This is a genomic window from Micromonospora qiuiae (genome assembly GCF_016863555.1).
Taxonomy (GTDB): Bacteria; Actinomycetota; Actinomycetes; order Mycobacteriales; family Micromonosporaceae; genus Micromonospora; species Micromonospora qiuiae.
On the sequence record NZ_BOPC01000016.1, the window covers coordinates 1 to 20165 of the forward strand.

A 20165-nucleotide genomic window follows, 5' to 3' on the forward strand; every position below is an offset into this window, starting at 1 on the left:
GGGCACTGCGGGCAGCGCCGGCCCGGAGGCGCCGGAGCCGGGTGGCTCCCCCCGGTGGGACGCCAGCGAGCCCGACCCGGGCGGCATGCCCCGGTCGGAGGCGACCGACACCGAGCCGCGCCCCACGCCTTGGCCGGGTGCCGAGCGTACGCTCGAATTGTCCGGCGAGGATGAGCCGCCCTCGCCGGGTCAGCGGGGCTCGACGGCCTGACCATGCGGCAGCCGTCGCCGGCCGCCTATGCTGGCCGGAGCGCCGGGCCGCCCCGCCGGGCGGCGATCTCGCGTCAATCGCCTCTACCTGTCAGGAGCCCGATCGACATGACCCAGTCCCCTGCCGCGCGCGCCCCTGGCCGCTCCGGTCCGGCGCGCCTCGGCGAGCGCGCCGCCCGTACTCTCGTCTCCGAGCTCGCCCGGATCAACGCCCCCAAGGCCGCCCTGCTGGTGGGCGTGACCCCGGAGTCCGCCGTACTGGCCGCCGCAATCGAGGCGCTGCTGCCCGGCGACACCCTCACCGTGGTCCCGGCCGAACGGATCAGCGCCGCGGCGCTGCGGGAGCACGTCACCGCACAGGGCCGCTGGGTCGCCGACCGGGTACGCGTCGTGGACAGCCTCGCCGAGGCCGAGCCGGCCGCCGTGGTGGTCGCCGGCGAGGCGTTCGTCGGCACCGCCGAGGAGACCCGTGGCGCCATCGAGACGCTGACCAAGTACCTGGCCGACGGGGCAGTGCTCAGTGTGGCCACCGCCGTCGGCCGGACCGCCGGCGCCGCCGCCGAGCTGGACCGCCAGGGCGCCCTGCACGGCGTCGGCGCCGACCTGGTGCTGCGCAACTCCCCGCCGGTACGCGTGTACCGGCTCCGCTTCACCCCGGCGCACGCCGCGGCGGCGGAGCAGCTCGCGCCGGCCTACCGCCCGTCGAGCGTGCCGGTCACCCGCGGCATGCACATCGACTCCAACGGGGTGGCCGCCGCCGGCATCGCCCTCGGGCTGGCCGCGCTGACCCGGCTGGCCCGACCGAAGTCGAAGCTCTGGCTGCTGCCCGCGTTGGCCGCCGCGCCGGTGGCGGCGTTCTTCCGGGACCCGGAGCGGGACGTACCGGAGGACCCGTCGGCCGTGGTGGCCGCCGCCGACGGTCAGGTGCTGTCGGTGCAGCGCCTGCACGACGAGCGCTTCGGCGACGGTGAGTTCCTGCGGATCGCGGTCTTCCTGTCGGTGCTCGACGTGCACGTCAACCGCGCACCGGTGGCGGGCAAGGTGGTGGACTACTTCGTCGCCGACGGCGGGTTCGTCAACGCGATGAAGCCGGACGCGGAGCACAACGTGGCCGCGTACACGGTGCTGGACACCACGCACGGCACGGTGGTGGTGGCGCAGCGGACCGGCCTGATCGCCCGGCGGATCGTGCAGCGCGCCCCGGTCGGAGCGCTGCTCGCCCGGGGTGAGCGGTTCGGGCTGATCCGGTTCGGCTCGCGGACCGACGTCTACCTTCCGGCTGAGGCGGCGGAGCCGCTGGTCGGCCCGGGTGACAAGGTGGTCGGCGGAGCGAGCGTCATCGCCCGCTGGCGTTGAGCGGGCAATCTGACGAGAGAGGGCGTCGCGGTCGACCGCGACGCCCTTTCTCTTTCGCTGCTGTCTTGAAGATCAGATCGTACGGCGCTGGCGCAGCCAGAGCACCGGCCCACTGATCAGGTAACCCACCACGATCAGGCCGAAGGTGAGCCGCACGTCGATCAACGCGCCGATCACCGGAGCGAGCCAGACCCACGGCGGCAGCTTGACCAGCCGGGCGAGCTTCGCGTACGGAAAGCTGCTGACCATGGTGAAGGCGAGCAGCGCCACGCCGGCGATCTGCACCGCACCGGGCACCGGGAGACCGATGACCACCATCAGGGCCAGCACGGCCGCCGCCATCGTGGTCGGCACTCCCGAGAAGAACCGGCCGTCGGAGGGTGAGACGTTGAACCGGGCCAGGCGGATCGCGGAGCAGGCCGCCACGAGCGCGGCGGCCACCGCGGCGGCGGTCGCCGGCACGTCGCCGGCGAGCGAGGCGTACACCACCACGGGCGCGGCGATGCCGAAGGAGCACATGTCGGCCAGCGAGTCCATCTGGGCGCCGAACGGGCTGGAGACCCCGAGCTTGCGGGCCAGCGCGCCGTCCAGGCCGTCGAAGGCGACGCAGGCGATGAGGAGGAAGGCGGCGAGCCGCACGTTGCCGTGCATGGCCACGAAGATCGCGTTGATGCCGAGCAGCAGGCTGGCCAGGGTGCAGGCGTTGACCAGCGCGAACTTCATCCGCCGCGCGGGCGTGCGCGCACCGGGGAGCAAGGGTACGGATGTCGCGACCGGCTCGTCCGCCACGCCAGGTGCCAGCGGTGCCGGCACGACGGCGGGGCTGATCGGGGCGACCGTCTCGATCCCGGCGCGGTGGAACCGTTGCAGGCCGTACCGGCGACGCGGACGATCCGCGTACCGGGGCTCGGGCAACATGTCGGGCACGCCGTGCAGTTCCGCACCTCGGCGGCCGACGCGGACCAGCAGGACTTGACGAGCAAGGGTGCCACTGCGGCGCAACGGGCCCGTCCAGCTTCGCCCTGCGGGACGCGGGCTGTCAGTCGTACGACGCCGGCGCCATGGGGCTCTCGGCACGTTTCCTCCATAACCGGATGGCCGCCTCGAGGGCGGTGCCCGGCTGTCTCGTGCCGGACCTTTCTGGCCCGGCAGCCGTTTTGCGGAGTACACCATCGCACAGGGAATGGAGATTGGCGATAGCTGCCGGCGGTACTTATGTCTCCCTAACCATGCGAACCGCAGGGTTGTTCCCATCCGGGTAGGAACGCCCGTTTCTGCCATCGATCCTTCTCCGACTGTACCGGAGGTGTCACCACCGGCCGGCGTGAGCGGGACCGGCAGCTGCGACGCCGGTCACTGCGATGTCAGCAGGAGCCCGGCGGCGATCTCCGTCAGCGGCAGCTCTCGCAGCTCGGCCCGGGTGAACCAGCTGGCGCGGGCAGTCGAGCCACCGGCCAGCTCGGTCACCGCCGGCTCGGTCGGAACGTCGACCACGACGCGGTAGACGACCCGGATGCCGTGCCAGTCGATCGGATATCCCTCCGGCCCGAGCGCCGCCGGATTGTGCAGATTGTCCACCCCGATCAGGTCGATCACCCGACCCAGTTGGCCCGACTCCTCGACCAGTTCCCGCAGCAGCGCGGTGACCGGCTGTTCGCCATGGTCGGTCCCGCCGCCGGGCAGGTGCCACCGCCCGGCACCCGGATAGCCGTCGGCGATCAGGCAGAGCAGCACCCGATCGGCGGGATCGGTGACCAGGCCGTACGCCCCGAAGCGCAGCCGCCGGCCGGCGTCGGGTACGGCGAACGGCTCCCGGCGGCGGAGCGCACCCGCCGGCAGCGGAACGACCGGCAGGCCGAGCGCCTCGGCGGTGAAGGCCAGCAACGGCAGTTCGGCCGCCTGCGCCGTGGTCAACCAGCGGGCCAGGTCGGCGCTGCCCTTTGCCTCGGAACGCAACGCGCCGCCCACCGGCGTCAGGTCGAACAGCAACCGGTCGGTGTGCAGGGCCACCCCCTGCGCGGGGTACGGCACCACGTCCGCGACCACCGCCCGCAGCCCGGTGACCTCGACGGTCAGCCCGGTCTCCTCGGCGACCTCGCGGACCACCGCGGAAGCGGGATGCTCGGCGTGTTCGACGCCGCCGCCGGGCAGCAACCACACCCCGGGGAAGTCGGCGTACCTGGAACCCCGCACCAGCAGCACCCGCTCCTGCTCGGTGTCCCACACCAATCCGTACGCCCCGACCCGCCGCACCTGCTCCACGCCCCGCGCCCCTCCCGTCCACCCCCGCCGCCGGCGTCCGTCGATCATGAAGTTATCGCCGCCCGCCATGGCGTGTCATGACAATAACTTCATGATCGGCGGGATGACCGGGGGAGGGGTGGGGGGCGGGGGGCGGGGGGGGAGGGGGTGGGGGGGGAGGGGTGGGGGGGTCAGGTGAGGCGGGCGGCCTGGACGGCTTCGGCGGTCACCTCGGTGAGGCGGTCGGTGGGCAGGGCGCCGAGTTCCTCGCGGGCGAACCAGCGGGCCTCGCAGGTGGAACCGCCGACGTCGCCGACCGTGGGCGGGGCGGGCTTGTCGACCACCACCCGGTAGAAGGCGCGTACGCCGTGCCAGTCGATCGGGTAACCCTCCGGGCCGAGCGACGCCGCGTCCCGGTGGCTGGCGACCCCGAGCAACTCGACGAGGCGCCCGGTCTGCCCGGTCTCCTCCACCAGTTCCCGGATCAGCGCCGCACCCGGCTGCTCGCCGTAGTCGGTGCCGCCGCCGGGCAGGTGCCAGCAGCCCGCGCCCGGGTAGCCGTCGGCGACCCGGGTCAACAGCACTCGCCCGTCGGGGTCGGTGACCACGGCGTACGCGGCGAAGCGCTGCGCCCGGTGCAGCCCGTCGGGACCGGGCACCGCGTAGAAGGAGGGGAACTCGGGGGGCTCGTCGGGCACGATGTCCGCCGAGGCGGCGGGCAGCCCGAGGGCGCGTGCGGTGAACGAGCGCAGCGGCAACTGTCGCGCCTCGTCCAGGGTGAACCAGCGGGCCAGGTCGGTCGGCCGGTCGACCCGGTCGGTCAGCGAGCCACCCCGCACCGAGACCCGGTAGACCAGGCGATCGGTGTGGATGGTGATGCCACGCTCGGGCAGGGCCCGCATGTCGGCCAACACGTCGTGCAGGCCGGCGACGGCCACCGACAGGCCGGTCTCGGCGGCGGTCTCCCGAACGACTGTGTGCTGCGGATCCTCGCCGTGGTCGACCGCCCCGCCGGGCAGGGACCACGTACCGGGTGTGCCCGAGCGCTCCGACGCGCGGACCAGCAACACTCGGTCTACCGAATCAGTACAGACTGCGTATGCCGCGATCCTGCGCAGCGGCTCCAGCATGGTGGTCACGGAGCCAAATTCTCCCCGTGACCCGCTACAGACGCGGAAGAGAGTCGGATTCCTGACTGATCACTGTCCCTGAGGCGCAGTTCAGGGTATTGATCCGGGCGGTCACCGAGGTCGATGCGCGCCGAGGCGAGGACCGTTGAGGCATGACTTCCACATCTCAGGCCCCGTACAAGCAGCTACGCCGCCCGACCACGGACCGGATGGTGGCCGGGGTGGCCAGCGGTCTCGGCCGCTACTTCGCCGTCGACCCCACCCTGGTGCGCGTCATCTTCGCCGTCGCCACGCTGCTGACCGGCGGGATCGCCGCGCTCGCGTACCCGATCATGTGGTTCCTGATGCCCGAGGAGCCGGCCAACGCACCCGCGTGGCCGCAGCCGCCGAACCCGGCACCGCACGGCCCGGCGCAAACTCCCGGACCGGCGGGACCCACGCCGCACCCCGCGTGGCCCTTCCCGGCGCCGGCGCCGCAGCACGGCCCGCAGCAGCCCGCCCCACGGCCGTCGGCTGACGGCCCGCAGCAGCCCGCCCCACGGCCGTCGGCTGATGGCCCGGAGCCGGCGCCCCGGACGGCTCCTCAACCGCCGGCCTGAGCCGGCGTCACTCCCACTCGATGGTGCCCGGCGGCTTGCTGGTGACGTCCAGGACCACCCGGTTCACCTCGGCCACCTCGTTGGTGATCCGGGTGGAGATCCGGGCGATCACGTCGTAGGGCAGCCGAGACCATTCGGCGGTCATCGCGTCCTCGCTGGAGACCGGGCGCAGCACCACGGGATGCCCGTAGCTGCGCCCGTCGCCCTGCACGCCGACGCTGCGTACGTCGGCCAGCAGCACCACCGGGAACTGCCACACGTCCCGGTCCAGGCCGGCCGCGCTCAACTCCTGACGGGCGATGAAATCGGCCCGGCGGAGCACGTCCAGGCGCTCCCGGTCGACCGCGCCGATGATCCGGATGGCCAGGCCGGGCCCCGGGAACGGATGCCGCCAGACCATCGCCTCGGGCAGGCCGAGCTGGAGACCGAGCGTACGGACCTCGTCCTTGAACAGCGCGCGCAGCGGCTCGACCAGCGCGAACTTCAGGTCCTCCGGGAGACCCCCGACGTTGTGGTGGCTCTTGATGTTGGCGGTGCCGGGGCCGCCGCCGGACTCGACCACATCGGGATAGAGGGTGCCCTGCACCAGGAACTCGACATCGCCGTGCGAGGCGATCTCCCGGGCCGCGACCTCGAAGACCCGGATGAACTCCCGGCCAATGATCTTGCGCTTCTGCTCCGGGTCGGTCACCCCGGCCAGCGCGCCGAGGAACCGGTCGGCCGCGTCGACCACCTTGAGCTTGATGCCGGTGGCCGCGACGTAGTCCTTCTCCACCTGCTCGGCCTCGCCCGCACGCAGCAGACCGTGATCGACGAAGACGCAGGTCAGCTGGTCACCGACGGCCCTGTGCACGAGCGCGGCGGCGACTGCGGAGTCCACTCCGCCGCTCAGCCCGCAGATGACCTCCTTGTCGCCGACCTGCTCACGGATCCGGGCCACCTGCTCGTCGATGATGTTCTCGGGCGTCCAGGTCGGCTCGATCCCGGCGATCTCGTAAAGAAAGCGGGTCAGCATCTCCTGCCCGTACGCGGTGTGCCCCACCTCGGGGTGGAACTGCACGCCGGCCCGCCGGCCGGCCAGATCCTCGAAAGCAGCGACCGGAGCGCCGGCCGACTCGGCGGTCACCGTGAAACCCTCCGGTGCCTCGGTGACACAGTCGCCGTGGCTCATCCAGACCGGCAGGTCGGCCGGTAGGTCACGGAGCAGCACGCCCGGGTCGAGCAGGCGGGGACGCAGCGGGGTGCCGCCGTACTCGCGGCTGCCGGTGCGCGCCACCGTGCCTCCGAGGGAGCGGGCCATCGCCTGGAACCCGTAACAGATGCCGAAGATTGGCACGCCCGTGCGGAACAGCGCGTCGTCGACCTGCGGGGCGCCCGGCTCGTGGACGCTCGCCGGGCCGCCGGAGAGGATGATCGCGGCCGGATTCCTGGCCAGCATCTCGGCCACCGGCATGGTGTGCGGAACGATCTCGGAGTAGACCCTTGCCTCGCGTACCCGCCGGGCGATCAGCTGGGCGTACTGGGCACCGAAGTCGACCACGAGGACAGGACGCGGCAGGCTCATAGCCGGAAATCCTACCCACCGTGACGGGCGCGCCCCACGCGCACCGCCACGCTCCCCCGCCTCGCCGATCATGCAGCTTCTGTCGCCATTATGCACCTTACGCACCTTTCATCCCGACGGAAAGTGCAAGATCGCCGGGGGCCGGCGGGGGCGGAGGGCGGGGCGGGGGCGGGGCGGGGGCGGGGGGGCGGAGGGGAAGGGTGAGGGGTGGGGTGTCAGGGGTGGAGGGCGGCGGGGGCGTGTGGGGGGACGGCGGGGTGGTGTGGGGGGATGGGGGTGAGAGGGCGGTAGGGGGAGCCGAGTGGTGGGCGGGGATCGGGGTCGTCCTTGTTGGGCCAGAGGGACATGGCGCGTTCGGCCTGGGCGGTGATGGTCAGGGACGGGTTGACGCCGAGGTTGGCCGAGATCGCCGCGCCGTCCACGACGTGCAGGCCGGGGTGACCGTAGACCCGGTGGTAGGGGTCGATCACCCCGTCGGCCGGGGTGGCGCCGATGACCGCGCCGCCGAGGATGTGCGCGGTCATCGGGATGTCGAACGGCTCGGTGAGCGCGCCGCCGGGCGTACCGTCGATCTCCTCTGCGAGCAGCCGGACAGCCCGGTTGCCGGCCGGGATCCAGGTCGGGTTCGGGGTGCCGTGGCCCGGACCGGAGACCAGCCGGCGGCCGAACGGGCCGCGCCGCAGGCGGGTGGTGAGCGAGTTGTCGGCCGACTGCATCACCAGCGCGATCACCGTACGTTGCGACCAGCCTCGCACCGAGAGCATCCGGGCGGCCAGCACCGGATGCCGCAGCAGTTGCCCCAGCCAGCGGCGCAGCCGGTGCGGCCCGCCGTCGACCAGCAGCGACTGGAGAAGCCCCATCGCGTTCGAGCCCCGCCCGTAGCGGACCGGCTCGATGTGGGTCTGCGGGTCGGGGTGGAACGAGCTGGTGATCGCCACCCCCTCGGTGAAGTCCACCCCGCGTGCTCGGGCCCGTCGGTGCGACATCGAGGCGCCGAGGATCGCCTCGGAGTTGGTCCGGGTCAGCTCGCCGAGCCGGGGTGAGAGCTCCGGCAGGTCGCCGCCGGCCCGCATCTCGTGCAGCAGCCGCTGGGTGCCCAGCGCACCGGCGGCGAAGACCACCTGATCGGCGTGGATCACCTGCCGGCGCTTGCGCAGCCAGGCACCGGTGCGCGCGGTGTGCACCGCGTAACCGCCGCCGTCGACCGGCCGGACCGCGGTGACCGTGGTCAGCGCGTGCACCCGGACGCCGAGCTGCTCGGCCAGCCAGAGGTAGTTCTTCACCAACGTGTTCTTCGCACCGTGACGGCAGCCGGTCATGCACGAGCCGCAGTGCGTGCAGCCGACACGATCCGGACCGATACCGCCGAAGTACGGGTCGGCGACCCGCTCGCCGGGCCGTCCGATGTGCACCCCGACCGGGGTGGCGTGGAAGGTGTGCCCCACCCCCATCCGCTCGGCCACCCGCCGCATCGCCCGGTCCGCACCGGTGACGATCGGGTACGCGGTGACGCCGAGCATCCGCTTCGCCTGGTCGTAGTGGGGCGCCAACTCGGCCCGCCAGTCGGTGATGTCCCGCCACTGCGGGTCGGTGTAGAAAGCGTCCAGCGGCTCGTAGAGGGTGTTGGCGTAGACCAGCGAACCGCCACCGACCCCGGCGCCCGACAGCACCAGCACCGCGCCGCCGGCCCGCCGGTCAGCGGCGCGCAGCAGGGTGATGCGTTGCAGGCCGAAACAGCCCAGCCGCGGTGCCCACAGGAAGCGACGCAGCCGCCACGAGGTCTGCGGGAACTCGTCGTCGGCGAACCGCCGGCCGGCCTCCAGCACGCCGACCGAGTAGCCCTTCTCGGCCAAGCGGAGCGCGGTGACGCTGCCGCCGAAGCCGGATCCGATGACGACCACGTCGTACCGCATGAAGCCATCATTACCTGCGAGTAGATCTCGCGCCAGAAGCACTTCTGCGTGATCATGCACCGGGGCCGATCAGCGCGGTGCTGCCGGGAGCCACACCGGCGTCGCCGGTCGCGTGCTGCCGCGAGCCACACCGGCGTCGCCGGCGAGGGCGCAACCTCGGGCCCGCCTCACCGCGTTCGAGCGGTATCGGATTAAGGAGGCGCCGATGGCGCTCGCAGCAAACCGCCGACGCGTGACCCTGCTGCTGGCCGGGCTGGTCACGGTGCTCCTGCTGGCCGGCGCTGCGGTGGTGGTGGCCCGTACGGTCGTCGCCGACCGGGCGGCACCGACCGCCGAAGCGCCCGGCCCGGACCCGTCGCCGAGCGGGCAACCCAGCCCCACCCCGAGCACCCCACCGCCGGGAGCGGACATCACCGGCCCGCTGAACCTGCTGCTGGTCGGCATCGACACCCGGGTCAGCGTGCCCGGTTGGGAGCCGCACGCCGACGCCGTACTCGTCCTGCACGTGCCGGCCGGGCTGTCCCGGGCGTACCTCTTCTCGCTCCCCCGGGATCTCGTGGTGGACATCCCGGCCTTCGAACCGGCCGGCTACTCAGGCGGGCGGACCAAGCTCACCAACGCGATGAGCTACGGCAGCCGGGTGCCGAAGCGGCCGGGGCGACCGGACCCCGCCCAGGGGTACGAGCTGCTGCGGCGCACCGTCAGCGACTACACCGGCCTCCGTATCGACGCGGGCGCAGTGCTCACCTTCGGCGGCTTCGACAAGTTGGTGGACAGCCTGGGTGGCGTCGACATCCACGTCGACCAGCGGGTGGTGTCGCGACACCGCCAGCCGGACGGCAAGCACCGGAAGCCGGGCCCCGGGGTGGGCGGCTACACCGGGCCGCAGATGGTCTACGAGCCCGGCGACCGGCACCTCAACGGCTGGCAGGCGCTCGACTACGCCCGCCAGCGCTACCTGCCCGGGGGCGACTACACCCGGCAGCGCCACCAGCAACAACTGGTCCGGGCGCTGGTCCGGAAGATCCTCGACGCGGACCTGGCCCGCCAACCGGAGCGGGTCGAGGAGGTGGTCGGCGCGCTCGGGGACATGCTGGTCTACGTCGGCGGGCGGCGGATCGTGGAATTCGCGTACGCCCTCGGTGGCCTCACCCCTGACGCCCTCACGCTGGTGGTCCTGCCGGGGGCCGCCGTCGGGCGGGGCAACGCCTACCGGGGCGAGGAGCTGACCCGGGTCGGCCACCGCTTCCTCACCGAACTGCGCGCCGGTCGGGTCGACGCCTACCTCGCCGAGCACCCAAAGCTAACGGTGCCGGACTGACCCGGTCTTTCATTCAGGGCAGGGCGGGCGGGGTGGTGCCGGTCAACCAGGCGTCGAAGAATGATCCCAGTGAGCGGCCCGAGACCCGTTCGGCCAGGGCGACGAAGTCCTCGGTGGTCGCGGTGCCGTCCCGGCGCTCGGTGGTCCAGGCCCGCAGGATCTCGAAGAAGGCGTCGTCACCCACGGTACGCCGCAGCGCGTGCACGGTGAGCGCTCCCCGCTTGTAGACGGCGGTGCTGAACATCTGGCCCACGCCGGGATCGAGGGTGCGCCGCGACCAGTCCGTCGCCGCGTACTGGAGCTCGAAGCTGCGCTGGGCGGTGGTCCCGCCGTCGTGCTCCGCCCACATCCACTCGGCGTAGCTGGCGAACCCCTCGTTGAGCCAGATGTCGCGCCAACCGGCCAACGCCACACTGTTGCCGAACCACTGATGGGCCAGTTCGTGGACGACCACGCCGTAGTTCGGTTCGCCGTTGCGGAAGAAGCCCGGCCCGTAGACCGGCCGCGACTGGGTCTCCAGGGCGTACCCGATGCGGGAGTCGGAGACCACCACGCCGCCGTACGCCTCGAACGGGTACGGCCCGAACCGGTCGGCCAGAAAGTCGGCGATCTCGCCGGTGCGGGCCAGTGACCTGGCCTCCGGCCCGGTGGCGGGCAACCCCGACGGCACGGCGGTGATCAGCGGCTTGCCGCTGTGGCTGCCGGTGTCCACCCGGTAGTCGCCGATCACCAGCGTGGTCAGGTAGCTCGCCATCGGCGAGCGCTCGGCCCAGCGCCAGGTGGTCCAGCCGTCGGTGCTGGTCCGCTCGCCGGGCACCCCGTTGCTCAGCGCGGCGAGACCGTCGGGGACGGTCACCTCGATGTCGTACGTGGCCTTGTCCGACGGGTGGTCGTTGACCGGGAACCAGCTCGCCGCCGAGTGGGGCTGGCCGAGGGCGATCGCACCGTCCTCGGTGTGCTGGAAGCCACCGCTGCCCAGCACGCCGTCGGTGATCGCCTCGGGTACGCCGGCGTAGGCCACCTCGACGGTGAATCGGCTGCCGTTGGCGAGCCCTTCGCCGGGAGTGACGACCAACTCACCGTCGGCGTGCTGGTATTCGGCGGGGGCGCCGTTCACGGAAACCGAGCTGACGTCCAGCCCGGCCAGGTCCAGGTTGAACCGGGACAGCCCGTGCGTCGCGGTCGCGGTGACCTCGGCCCGGCCGGCGAGCCGGTCGTCCGCCGGGTCGTAGCGCACCGCCAGCCGGTAGTGGGCGACGTCGTACCCGCCGTTGCCGCTGCCCGGGACGTACGGGTCGGCCAGATCCACGCTGCCCGGCCGGAACCCGTCGTCGTTTCGCCCCTGGCCGGTACAACTGACCAGCGCGACCGCGGCCACCACCGCCACCGCCACCCGCCCCCGCGGCCCGAACCCCCTGCTCATCGCCCGAGCCTATCGCCGCCCGGCTCTGGGTCAGCGGTCCAGGACCAGGGCGACCCTCTGGAATTCCTTGAGGTCGCGGTAGCCGCACTTGGCCATGGCGCGGCGGAGACCGCCGAAGAGGTTGAGCTGGCCGTCGGGCTCGTCGGCGGGGCCGAAGAGAAGGCGCTCCATGGAGCCCAGCGGCTCGCCGGCGGCCTCGAAGGCGCCCCGAGGCAGCAACGGGTGGCTGGCCGCCGAGTGCCACCAGGCGCCGCCGGCCGGCGCCTCGTCGCAGAGCGACAGCGGCTCGCCGAGCATCACCGCGTCCGCACCGCAGCCGATCGCCTTGGCGATGTCGCCGGAGGTACGGATGTCCCCGTCAGCGATCAGGTGCACGTACCGGCCGCCGGTCTCGTCCAGGTAGTCCCGCCGAGCGGCGGCGGCGTCGGCGATCGCGGTGGCCATCGGCACCCGGATGCCGAGCACCGACTCGGTCGTGGACCACTCGTCGCCACCGATGCCGACGATCACGCCGGCCGCGCCGGTGCGCATCAGGTGCAGCGCGGTCTTGTAGTCGGTGCAGCCGCCGACGACGACCGGGAGGTCGAGGTCGGCGATGAACTCCTTGAGGTTGAGCGGCTCGTCGGTGGTCGAGACGTGCTCGGCCGAGACGATGGTGCCCTGGATGACCAGGATGTCCACGCCCGCGTCGAGGATGACCGGCGCCAGCGCCAGAGTGTGCTGCGGGGAGACCCGCACCGCCACCGTGCCACCACCCTCGCGCAGTTCGCGGACCCGCTCGGTGATCAGATCCGGGCGGATCGGCTCGGCGTACACCTCCTGGAGCCGCTTGGTGGCGCGGGCGTCCTCGTCCAGGCCGGCGAGATCCTCCAGCACCTTGGTCGGGTTCTCGTAGCGGGTCCACAGCCCCTCGACGTTGAGCACGCCGAGCCCGCCGAGCTGCCCGAGCCGCACCGCCGAGGCCGGGCTCATCGTCGCGTCCGAGGGATGCCCCACGCAGGGGATGCCGAACTGGTACGCGTCGAGCTGCCACCCGGTGGAGACGTCGTCCACGTCCCGGGTGCGGCGGCTCGGCACGATGGCGATGTCGTCCAGGTGGTAGCCGCGCTGCGCGGTCTTGCCCAGCCCGATTTCGACGACGTCACGCATGGGGGACTCCAGATGTGTTCAGGGGTGGTGAAAGGGGGTCAGCGGGTGTGGTAGTTCGGCGCCTCGACGGTCATCTGGATGTCGTGCGGGTGGCTCTCCTTGAGCCCCGCCGCGGTGATCCGGATCAGCTGGCCGCGCTCGTGCAGCTCGGAGATGCTCTCCGCGCCCGCGTACCCCATCGCCAGGCGGAGGCCGCCGACCAGCTGGTGGGCCATCCGGGACAGCGGCCCACGATACGGCACCTGGCCCTCGACACCCTCCGGGACCAGCTTCTCGTCGCTGGTCACGTCCTGCTGGAAGTAGCGGTCCTTGGAGTACGACTTGGCCTGCCCACGGGACTGCATCGCGCCGAGCGAGCCCATGCCCCGGTACGCCTTGAACTGCTTGCCGTTGACGAAGATCAGCTCCCCGGGGCTCTCCTCGCAGCCGGCCAGCAGGCTGCCGAGCATCACCGTGTCGGCGCCGGCCACCAGCGCCTTGGCGATGTCGCCGGAGTATTGGATGCCGCCGTCGCCGATCACCGGCACGCCGGCCGGGCGGGCCGCCCGCGCGGCCTCCATGATCGCGGTGATCTGCGGCACGCCGACGCCGGCCACGATCCGGGTGGTGCAGATGGCGCCCGGACCCACACCGACCTTCACCCCGTCGGCACCGGCGTCGACCAGGGCCTTGGCACCGGCGTAGGTGGCCACGTTGCCGCCGACCACGTCAACGCTCACGTCCTTCTTGAGCCGGCTGACCATCTCCAGCACGGCCCGCTGGTGACCGTGGGCGGTGTCCACGATGAGCACGTCGACGCCGGCGTCGACCAGTGCCCGGGCCCGCTTGTACGCGTCCTCGCCGACACCGATCGCCGCCGCCACCCGCAGCCGGCCGGCGTCGTCCTTGGTGGCGTTCGGGTACTGCTCGCTCTTGGTGAAGTCCTTGACGGTGATCAGGCCGCGCAGCTTGCCGGAGCCGTCGACGATCGGCAGCTTCTCGACCTTGTGCTGGCGCAGCAGGGCGAGCGCCTCGTCCTTGCTCACCCCGACCGGCGCGGTGACCAGCGGCGCCCGGGTCATGATCTCGCGGACCGGCGTGGCGGGGTCGGAGACGAAACGCATGTCCCGGTTGGTGACGATGCCCACAAGCTGCCCCTGCGCGTCCACCACCGGCACGCCGGAGATGCGGTACCGCCCGCAGAGCTGGTCGACCTCGCGCAGCGTGTCGTCCGGGCTGGCGGTCACCGGGTTGGTGATCATGCCGGACTCGGAGCGCTTCACCAGGTCGACCTGGAGCGCCTGATCCTCCACCGAGAGGTTGCGGTGCAGCACGCCGATGCCGCCCTGGCGGGCCATCGCGATCGCCATCTGCGCCTCGGTCACCGTGTCCATCGCGCTGGACAGCAGCGGGATGGAGAGGGTGACGTTGCGGGTCAGCCGGGTGAGGGTGTTGACCCGGCTGGGCACCACGTCCGACTCGCCCGGCTGGAGCAGCACGTCGTCGAAGGTCAGCCCCAGCGGGACCACCCGGGCCGAGCCGGCGGGCAGCTCGGGCAGGTGGCCGCCCAGCTCGCCGGCCTCGATGCCGGCGGAAAGGTCGGTGCGGGGCGAATTATCCACGATTGCTCTCCTGAGCTGCTCGAACGGGCTTCAGTGAGGTGGCACTGGTGGGCACCGGCTAGGACCGGGCGAGGGTGCGTCGCTCCCATCGTACCCAGGGGCCCGGGAGACATCCGCGCCCGGCAGCCCGAGCGGTGTCGGGAGTCGTTACCCGACGGGGGCGGGCATCGGCGGATGCTTAGGTCTACGGTGAGGGGGTGCACGACGAGCCCATCGACCCGTTCACCGGCGACCCGACCGACCCGGCGGCCGGGCTGGACGAGCCCGACCGCGACGATCCGCTCGACCCGCTGACCGAGGTCGAGCGGCAGGACGTGCTCGAGGATCTGGCCGACCTGGAGATCTACCAGGCGTTGCTCGCGCCGATCGGCGTACGGGGGCTCGTGATCGAGTGCGAGGACTGCCGGGAGCCGCACTACTTCGACTGGGACCTGCTCCGCGGCAACCTGCGCCATCTGCTGACTTCCGGGCGCCCCCGGGTGCACGAGCCGGCCTACGACCCCGACCCCGACCACTACGTCACCTGGGACTACGCCCGGGGCTACGCCGACGGGGTGCACGACACCCTCAGTGAGGGCACCGACGAGGACGAGCCGGACTCGGGCGACTGAGCCACGCTCAGGCGACCAGCCCGGCGCGGAAGCCGGCGGCCACCGCGTGCGCCCGGTCGCGGGCGCCGAGCTTGCGGAACAATCGCCGGGCGTGGGTCTTCACGGTGTCCTCGGAGACGAACAATTCGCGGCCGATTTCGGCGTTGCTCTTGCCCTCGGCCATCCCGAGCAGCACCTGCAGCTCCCGTTCGGTGAGTCCGATCGTCGACCGGTCAGGCCGAGTCGGGGCGGGCCGCTCCGAACCGGTCGCGTCTTCGGCATCCGGCTCGGCCGGGTCGTCGCCACGCTGCGCCGGCACCATCGCCGGGCCGCCCTGGGCATCGCCCGCCGGCCAGACCGAAGCGCCTTCGCCGGTGGGCCGGCCGGTCTGCGCTGGCCGCTTCGGGCTGCCCACCGCGGCGGCGTCCCGGGCCGGGCCCGCGATCCGGTGCCGGTTGGCCCGCCCAGGTGCGGCCAGCAGCAGCAGAGCCTTGGCGACCGCGCTGGTGAGGTCGTGGTCCGCGCCCTGGATCAGTCCTCGTGCCCCGGCGCTGATGGTCGCCGCCGCGGCCTCGGACTCCTCGGTGCCCAACAGCAGCACGGCGGCCTGCGGCGCGCGGGCCAGCACCCGGCGGACGAAGCCGGCGCTGTCGGGCCGGGTGAGCGCGGTGTCGACGAGCACCACGTCGGCGGGACGCTCGGCCAACCGCAGCATCACCTCGGGATCGGAGACGGCTGTCCGAACCGCACCGGACAATCCCAGCCGCGCCGCCGCCGAGGTCAGGTGCTGCGCCGCGAGCGGCGTCCGAACGCACACGAGAACCGTACGCACAGTCATCTCCTCTCCGAGGATGAGCAGACCACGACCGGGCGGGCTCAGGAGGAGGTTCCGGGCAATCCTCTCCACTTTTCCGACAGATCGGGCATATGCCGCAAGTCGCCGGATGTTTTGGATCAAAAGACGTGTGAGTCGAGAGCGACCCGGGTACCGAGGGGCCAGGCCGGGAACGGTGCGCCTGCGCGGCCCGCCGCCCGGACTGCCGGCCACAGATACGTCTCGCGGTGCCGCGCGAGAGGAGGGGTGCTGATGTCGAACGTACGTAGACTGCCCGGACCCATCATCGACCTCTGGGATTGGCAGCGGCTCGGTGCCTGTAGAGGCCGGGACAGCGCCCAGTTCTTCCACCCCGACGGCGAGCGCGGTTCCTCCCGGCTGCGTCGGGAGTCCAGCGCGAAGGCGGTCTGCCGCTCCTGCCCGGTCCGCGCCGAGTGCGCCGCGCACGCCCTGACCGTGCGGGAGCCGTACGGCGTGTGGGGCGGCTTCAGCGAATCCGAACGGCTGCGACTGCTCGCGGTCGGCTGGGAGGATCTCGCCGACCGCCGGCAGACCCGGGTCGACGTCGCCCGGCTGGAGGCCCGACTGGGCAGCGCCCACAAGTCGACCAACCTGGCCACCGGCGACGGCGCCCCGATCAACCAGTACACCCGCAACGTCCCCACCCAGCGCCACGTCGCCTGACGACGGCTCCGACGCCGCGTTTCCACCCGGAAACGCGGCGTCGCCACGTCCGGGGTGACTGCACCACGATGCCGGGCGGGAAAAACGCGTGGGGCGCGCCGTCGTCGACGGCGCGCCCCACTTCCGGTGTACGACAGAGGTCAGAAACCCGGACCGTGCTGGTGGCTGTGCCCGTGGCCGTGCGAGTGGCCGTGCCCACCGGCGGCGGGCTCCGGCTCCTTCGGCTTCTCCACCACGAGGCTCTCGGTGGTCAGCAGCAGACCGGCGATCGACGCGGCGTTGGTGACCGCGTTACGGGTCACCTTCACCGGGTCGATGATGCCCTTGTCCGCCAGGTCGGCGTACTCGCCGACGGCGGCGTCGAGGCCGTGGCCCCACTGCTTGCCGATGACCTTCTGCACCACGACCTGGCCGTCGTGGCCGGCGTTCTGGGCGATCCAGCGCAGCGGCTCGACCAGCGCCTTGCGCACGATCGACACGCCGACCTTCTCGTCGCCGGTGAAGCCGAGGTCGTCTTCGAGCACCGGCAGGATCTGCGCCAGGGCGGCACCGCCGCCGGGCACCGTACCCTCCTCGACCGCAGCCTTGGTCGCGGCGATGGCGTCCTCGATGCGGTGCTTGCGCTCCTTCATCTCGACCTCGGTGGCCGCGCCGACCTTGATCACCGCGACGCCGCCGGAGAGCTTGGCCAGCCGCTCGGCGAGCTTCTCCCGGTCCCACTCGGAGTCCGAAGCCTCGATCTCCTTGCGGATCTGGGCGACCCGGTCGGCGACCTCGCTGGCCTGGCCGCCGCCGTCGACGATCGTGGTGTTCTCCTTGTCGACCACGACGCGCCGGGCGCTGCCCAGCACCTCCAGGCCGACCTGGTCGAGCTTGTAGCCCAGCTCGGGAGCGATCAGCTCGGCGCCGGTGAGGATCGCCATGTCCTGGAGCATCGCCTTGCGGCGGTCACCGAAGCCGGGAGCCTTGACCGCGCAGACCTTCAGGGTCTTGCGGATCGAGTTGACCACCAGGGTGGACAGGGCCTGGCCCTCGACGTCCTCGGCAATGATCAGCAGCGGCTTGTTGTTCTGGAGAATTTTCTCCAGCAGCGGCAGCAGCTCCTCGATCGCCGAGATCTTCTGCGTGGTGAGCAGGACGTACGCGTCCTCCAGGACCGACTCCTGCGCCTCCACGTCGGTGACGAAGTTCGGCGAGATGAAGCCCTTGTCGAACTGGAGCCCCTCGGTGACGTCCAGCTCGGTGTGCAGGGTGGAGCCCTCCTCGACGGTGATCACACCGTCGCGGCCGACCTTCTCCATCGCCTCGGCGATCAGTTCACCGATGGTGGCGTCCTGCGCGGAGATCGTCGCCACGTGCGCGACGGACTTCTTGTCGGAGACCTCGACGGCCTTGCCGAGCAGCGCCTCGGAGACCTTGGCGGAGGCCGCGTCGATGCCCCGCTTGAGGGCGGCCGGGTTGGTGCCGGCCGCCACGTTGCGCAGGCCCTCGCGGACCATCGCCTGGGCCAGCACCGTCGCGGTGGTGGTCCCGTCGCCGGCGATGTCGTTGGTCTTGGTCGCCACCTCCTTGACCAGCTGCGCGCCGAGGTTCTCGTACGGGTTGGTGAGCTCGATCTCCTTGGCGATCGTCACGCCGTCGTTGGTGATCGTGGGCACACCGAATTTCTTGTCCAGGACGACGTTGCGCCCGCGCGGCCCGAGGGTGACCTTGACCGCGTTCGCGAGCGCGTTGACACCGTGCTCCAGCTGGTGCCGGGCGTCGTCCGAGAAGCTCAGGATCTTCGCCATGAATGTCCCTTCGAAGCGACGTTGCCCCGGCCCGGCGAGCCGGACCGGGGCAACGACACTGATCGGTTGCTTACTTCTCGATGACCGCGAGGACGTCGCGGGCGGAGAGCACCAGGTACTCCTCGCCGGCGTACTTGACCTCGGTGCCGCCGTACTTCGAGTAGAGGACGGTGTCGCCGACGGAGACGTCGATCGGCACACGGTTGCCCTTGTCGTCGATCCGGCCCGGGCCGACAGCGAGGACGGTGCCCTCCTGCGGCTTCTCCTTGGCGGTGTCGGGAATCACGATGCCCGAGGCGGTGGTGGTTTCGGCCTCGTTCGCCTGGACCACGATGCGGTCCTCGAGCGGCTTGATCGCAACCTTGGTCGCGGTAGTCACGGGCATACCCTCCTGGGGTACTTGGTTTCGTTGCCGGTCGGCACGCCGACCAGCGTCAATCTGCCACATGCCACCGGGCGGGGCCGTCGTCGCGGGTGCCGGTCCGCCTGGCGTTCAACCCCCGGGCACCAGGGCCCGAGCGTTGGCACCCTCAGGGTGAGAGTGCTAATCGCAGGTTATTCCTCGGCTAGCACTCCGTCAAGGAGAGTGCCAGCGCACCCGCCTTCGTGTCGCCACTGCTCGCCACTCCTTCACCAGGACCCGACCGGCCGAGGTGCTCGCCTTCATCCCGGCAATCTGGCGTGCCTTCGTCGCCACCCATCACACCACCACCTGATCCCCCCACCGCCCTCCCCTGCCACCGCCCACCCCCGCCACCCCGCCGAGCCCAGTCGGCCGCACATTGATCGTTTGCACTCCAGTGACTCGGACATCGGCGTGTCGACTCACTGAAGTGCAAAGGATCACGCCGCGTCCCGGCGGCCTTGCCCTCCGCGTGGGTCATCGGGGTGGGTCGGGACAATGGGCGCGTGGATCTGGAGCAGTTCGCCGCGTTGCGTACCGGCGAGGGGTCGGCCGCGCTCGACGCGGCAGCCCGGGTGGCCGGCGGCGACCCGCTGACCGCGGCGGCCGCGCTCCGCTCCGCCGGGGTGCCGGCGGGGTTGGCGGCGGCGGCGCTCACCCAGGCGGAACTGCGCCGCCGGGCGGCCGGCAAGTTCGGGCCGTCGGCGGCCGGCATGTTCTTCACCCGGCCCGGCCTGGAGCAGGCCACCCGGCAGGTCGTCGCGCGCCGCCGTGCCGAGCGGCTCCGGGCCGCCGGGGTGGCCACCCTGGCCGACCTGGGTTGCGGGCTGGGCGCCGACGCGCTGGCCGCCGCCCGTGCCGGCATCCGGGTGTACGGCGTGGAGGCCGACCCGGTCACCGCCGCGCTGGCCGAGGCGAACGCGCGGGCGGCGGGGCTGGCCGAGCTGTTCACCGTCGAGTGCGGCGACGCGACCGCGTTCGACGTGACCCGGGTCGAGGCGGTCTTCTGCGACCCCGCCCGGCGGCGGGCCGGCACCGGCCGCCGGATCTTCGACCCGAACGCGTACTCGCCGCCGTGGGATTTCGTCGCCGGACTGGCCGATCGGGTGCCGTACACGGTGGTGAAGGTGGCTCCCGGTCTCGACCATGCCCTGATCCCGCCCGGCGCCGAAGCCGAGTGGGTCAGCGTCGACGGCGACCTGGTCGAGGCGACCCTCTGGTGCGGCCCACTCGCCGAGCACCCCCGCCGCGCCACCTTGTTGAAGGAAGGGCCCCCTGTTAACGCCTCCGGTAGTAAAGGGGCCCCTTTTTATCACTCCGCCGACCACTCCGCCGACCACTCCCCCGACCGCTCTG

Annotated in this window: 16 protein-coding genes and 2 pseudogenes; 7 read left to right on the forward strand and 11 right to left on the reverse strand. The window is 72.1% G+C overall.

The features are described from left to right. Both Vqi01_RS06500 and Vqi01_RS06505 read left to right on the forward strand, forming a co-directional pair. Positions 1-211, forward strand: a 211-nt coding sequence (locus Vqi01_RS06500) for a hypothetical protein (protein ID WP_204033648.1), incomplete at its 5' end; no start/stop codon positions are given. Between the two features lie 107 nt (positions 212-318). Further along, entirely contained in the window at positions 319-1566 is a 1248-nt protein-coding gene (locus tag Vqi01_RS06505; RefSeq protein WP_204033649.1) for a phosphatidylserine decarboxylase, read from the forward strand. 72 nt (positions 1567-1638) lie between these two features. Here the strand turns inward: Vqi01_RS06505 and Vqi01_RS06510 are convergent, their stop codons facing one another. From Vqi01_RS06510 to Vqi01_RS06520, 3 genes are all read right to left on the reverse strand, one after another. Then, the gene (locus Vqi01_RS06510; RefSeq protein ID WP_204033650.1) at positions 1639-2568 is read right to left on the reverse strand and encodes a CDP-alcohol phosphatidyltransferase family protein; all 930 of its coding nucleotides are present in this window, start codon (positions 2566-2568) and stop codon (positions 1639-1641) included. 351 nt (positions 2569-2919) lie between these two features. After that, positions 2920-3828 carry an NUDIX domain-containing protein gene (locus Vqi01_RS06515; RefSeq protein WP_204033651.1) on the reverse strand — a complete coding sequence of 303 codons (909 nt, stop codon included), beginning with the start codon at positions 3826-3828 and terminating at the stop codon, positions 2920-2922. 170 nt (positions 3829-3998) lie between these two features. Then, positions 3999-4946: an NUDIX hydrolase gene (locus tag Vqi01_RS06520; RefSeq protein WP_204033653.1), complete on the reverse strand. Its 948-nt coding sequence runs from the start codon at positions 4944-4946 to the stop codon at positions 3999-4001. Positions 4947-5089: 143 nt separating this feature from the next. Here Vqi01_RS06520 and Vqi01_RS30610 point away from each other — a divergent pair. Beyond that, positions 5090-5440: pseudogene (locus tag Vqi01_RS30610) on the forward strand (PspC domain-containing protein); the annotation flags it as partial. Between the two features lie 103 nt (positions 5441-5543). On the opposite strand, the gene guaA reads toward Vqi01_RS30610, so the two are convergent. Both guaA and Vqi01_RS06535 read right to left on the reverse strand, forming a co-directional pair. Continuing rightward, entirely contained in the window at positions 5544-7100 is a 1557-nt protein-coding gene (gene guaA / locus Vqi01_RS06530; RefSeq protein ID WP_204033655.1) for a glutamine-hydrolyzing GMP synthase, read from the reverse strand. Between the two features lie 215 nt (positions 7101-7315). Next, complete coding sequence (locus Vqi01_RS06535) at positions 7316-9013, reverse strand: FAD-dependent oxidoreductase (protein ID WP_204033656.1); 1698 nt, start codon at positions 9011-9013, stop codon at positions 7316-7318. A gap of 205 nt (positions 9014-9218) precedes the next feature. On the opposite strand from Vqi01_RS06535, the gene Vqi01_RS06540 reads away from it, so the two are divergent. Further along, positions 9219-10334, forward strand: a complete 1116-nt coding sequence (locus Vqi01_RS06540; protein ID WP_204033657.1) for an LCP family protein — start codon at positions 9219-9221, stop codon at positions 10332-10334. A gap of 13 nt (positions 10335-10347) precedes the next feature. Here Vqi01_RS06540 and Vqi01_RS06545 read toward each other — a convergent pair whose 3' ends face one another. The 3 genes from Vqi01_RS06545 to guaB are packed head-to-tail and all read right to left on the reverse strand — an operon-like array spanning position 10348 to position 14507. Next, positions 10348-11757 (reverse strand): M1 family metallopeptidase, encoded by a 1410-nt coding sequence (locus Vqi01_RS06545; protein ID WP_204033658.1) that lies wholly within the window; start codon positions 11755-11757, stop codon positions 10348-10350. 30 nt (positions 11758-11787) lie between these two features. Then, complete coding sequence (locus tag Vqi01_RS06550) at positions 11788-12906, reverse strand: GuaB3 family IMP dehydrogenase-related protein (RefSeq protein ID WP_204033659.1); 1119 nt, start codon at positions 12904-12906, stop codon at positions 11788-11790. A gap of 38 nt (positions 12907-12944) precedes the next feature. Continuing rightward, positions 12945-14507: an IMP dehydrogenase gene (gene guaB / locus Vqi01_RS06555; RefSeq protein ID WP_204033660.1), complete on the reverse strand. Its 1563-nt coding sequence runs from the start codon at positions 14505-14507 to the stop codon at positions 12945-12947. 197 nt (positions 14508-14704) lie between these two features. Between guaB and Vqi01_RS06560 the strand changes: the two genes are divergently transcribed. Further along, the gene (locus tag Vqi01_RS06560) at positions 14705-15118 is read left to right on the forward strand and encodes a DUF5319 domain-containing protein (protein ID WP_204033661.1); all 414 of its coding nucleotides are present in this window, start codon (positions 14705-14707) and stop codon (positions 15116-15118) included. Between the two features lie 7 nt (positions 15119-15125). Here the strand turns inward: Vqi01_RS06560 and Vqi01_RS06565 are convergent, their stop codons facing one another. Next, positions 15126-15929: a helix-turn-helix transcriptional regulator gene (locus Vqi01_RS06565; RefSeq protein WP_204033662.1), complete on the reverse strand. Its 804-nt coding sequence runs from the start codon at positions 15927-15929 to the stop codon at positions 15126-15128. 255 nt (positions 15930-16184) lie between these two features. Between Vqi01_RS06565 and Vqi01_RS30615 the strand changes: the two genes are divergently transcribed. Continuing rightward, positions 16185-16616 carry a WhiB family transcriptional regulator gene (locus Vqi01_RS30615; protein ID WP_239098226.1) on the forward strand — a complete coding sequence of 144 codons (432 nt, stop codon included), beginning with the start codon at positions 16185-16187 and terminating at the stop codon, positions 16614-16616. Between the two features lie 140 nt (positions 16617-16756). Here the strand turns inward: Vqi01_RS30615 and groL are convergent, their stop codons facing one another. Further along, positions 16757-18406, reverse strand: coding sequence for a chaperonin GroEL (gene groL, locus Vqi01_RS06575; RefSeq protein ID WP_204033663.1), 1650 nt, complete (start codon positions 18404-18406; stop codon positions 16757-16759). Positions 18407-18476: 70 nt separating this feature from the next. Then, the gene (groES, locus tag Vqi01_RS06580) at positions 18477-18785 is read right to left on the reverse strand and encodes a co-chaperone GroES (protein WP_498070723.1); all 309 of its coding nucleotides are present in this window, start codon (positions 18783-18785) and stop codon (positions 18477-18479) included. Positions 18786-19315: 530 nt separating this feature from the next. Here groES and Vqi01_RS31525 point away from each other — a divergent pair. After that, positions 19316-20111 (forward strand): annotated as a pseudogene (locus Vqi01_RS31525) (DUF8688 domain-containing protein); the annotation flags it as partial. Positions 20112-20165 lie beyond the last annotated feature (54 nt).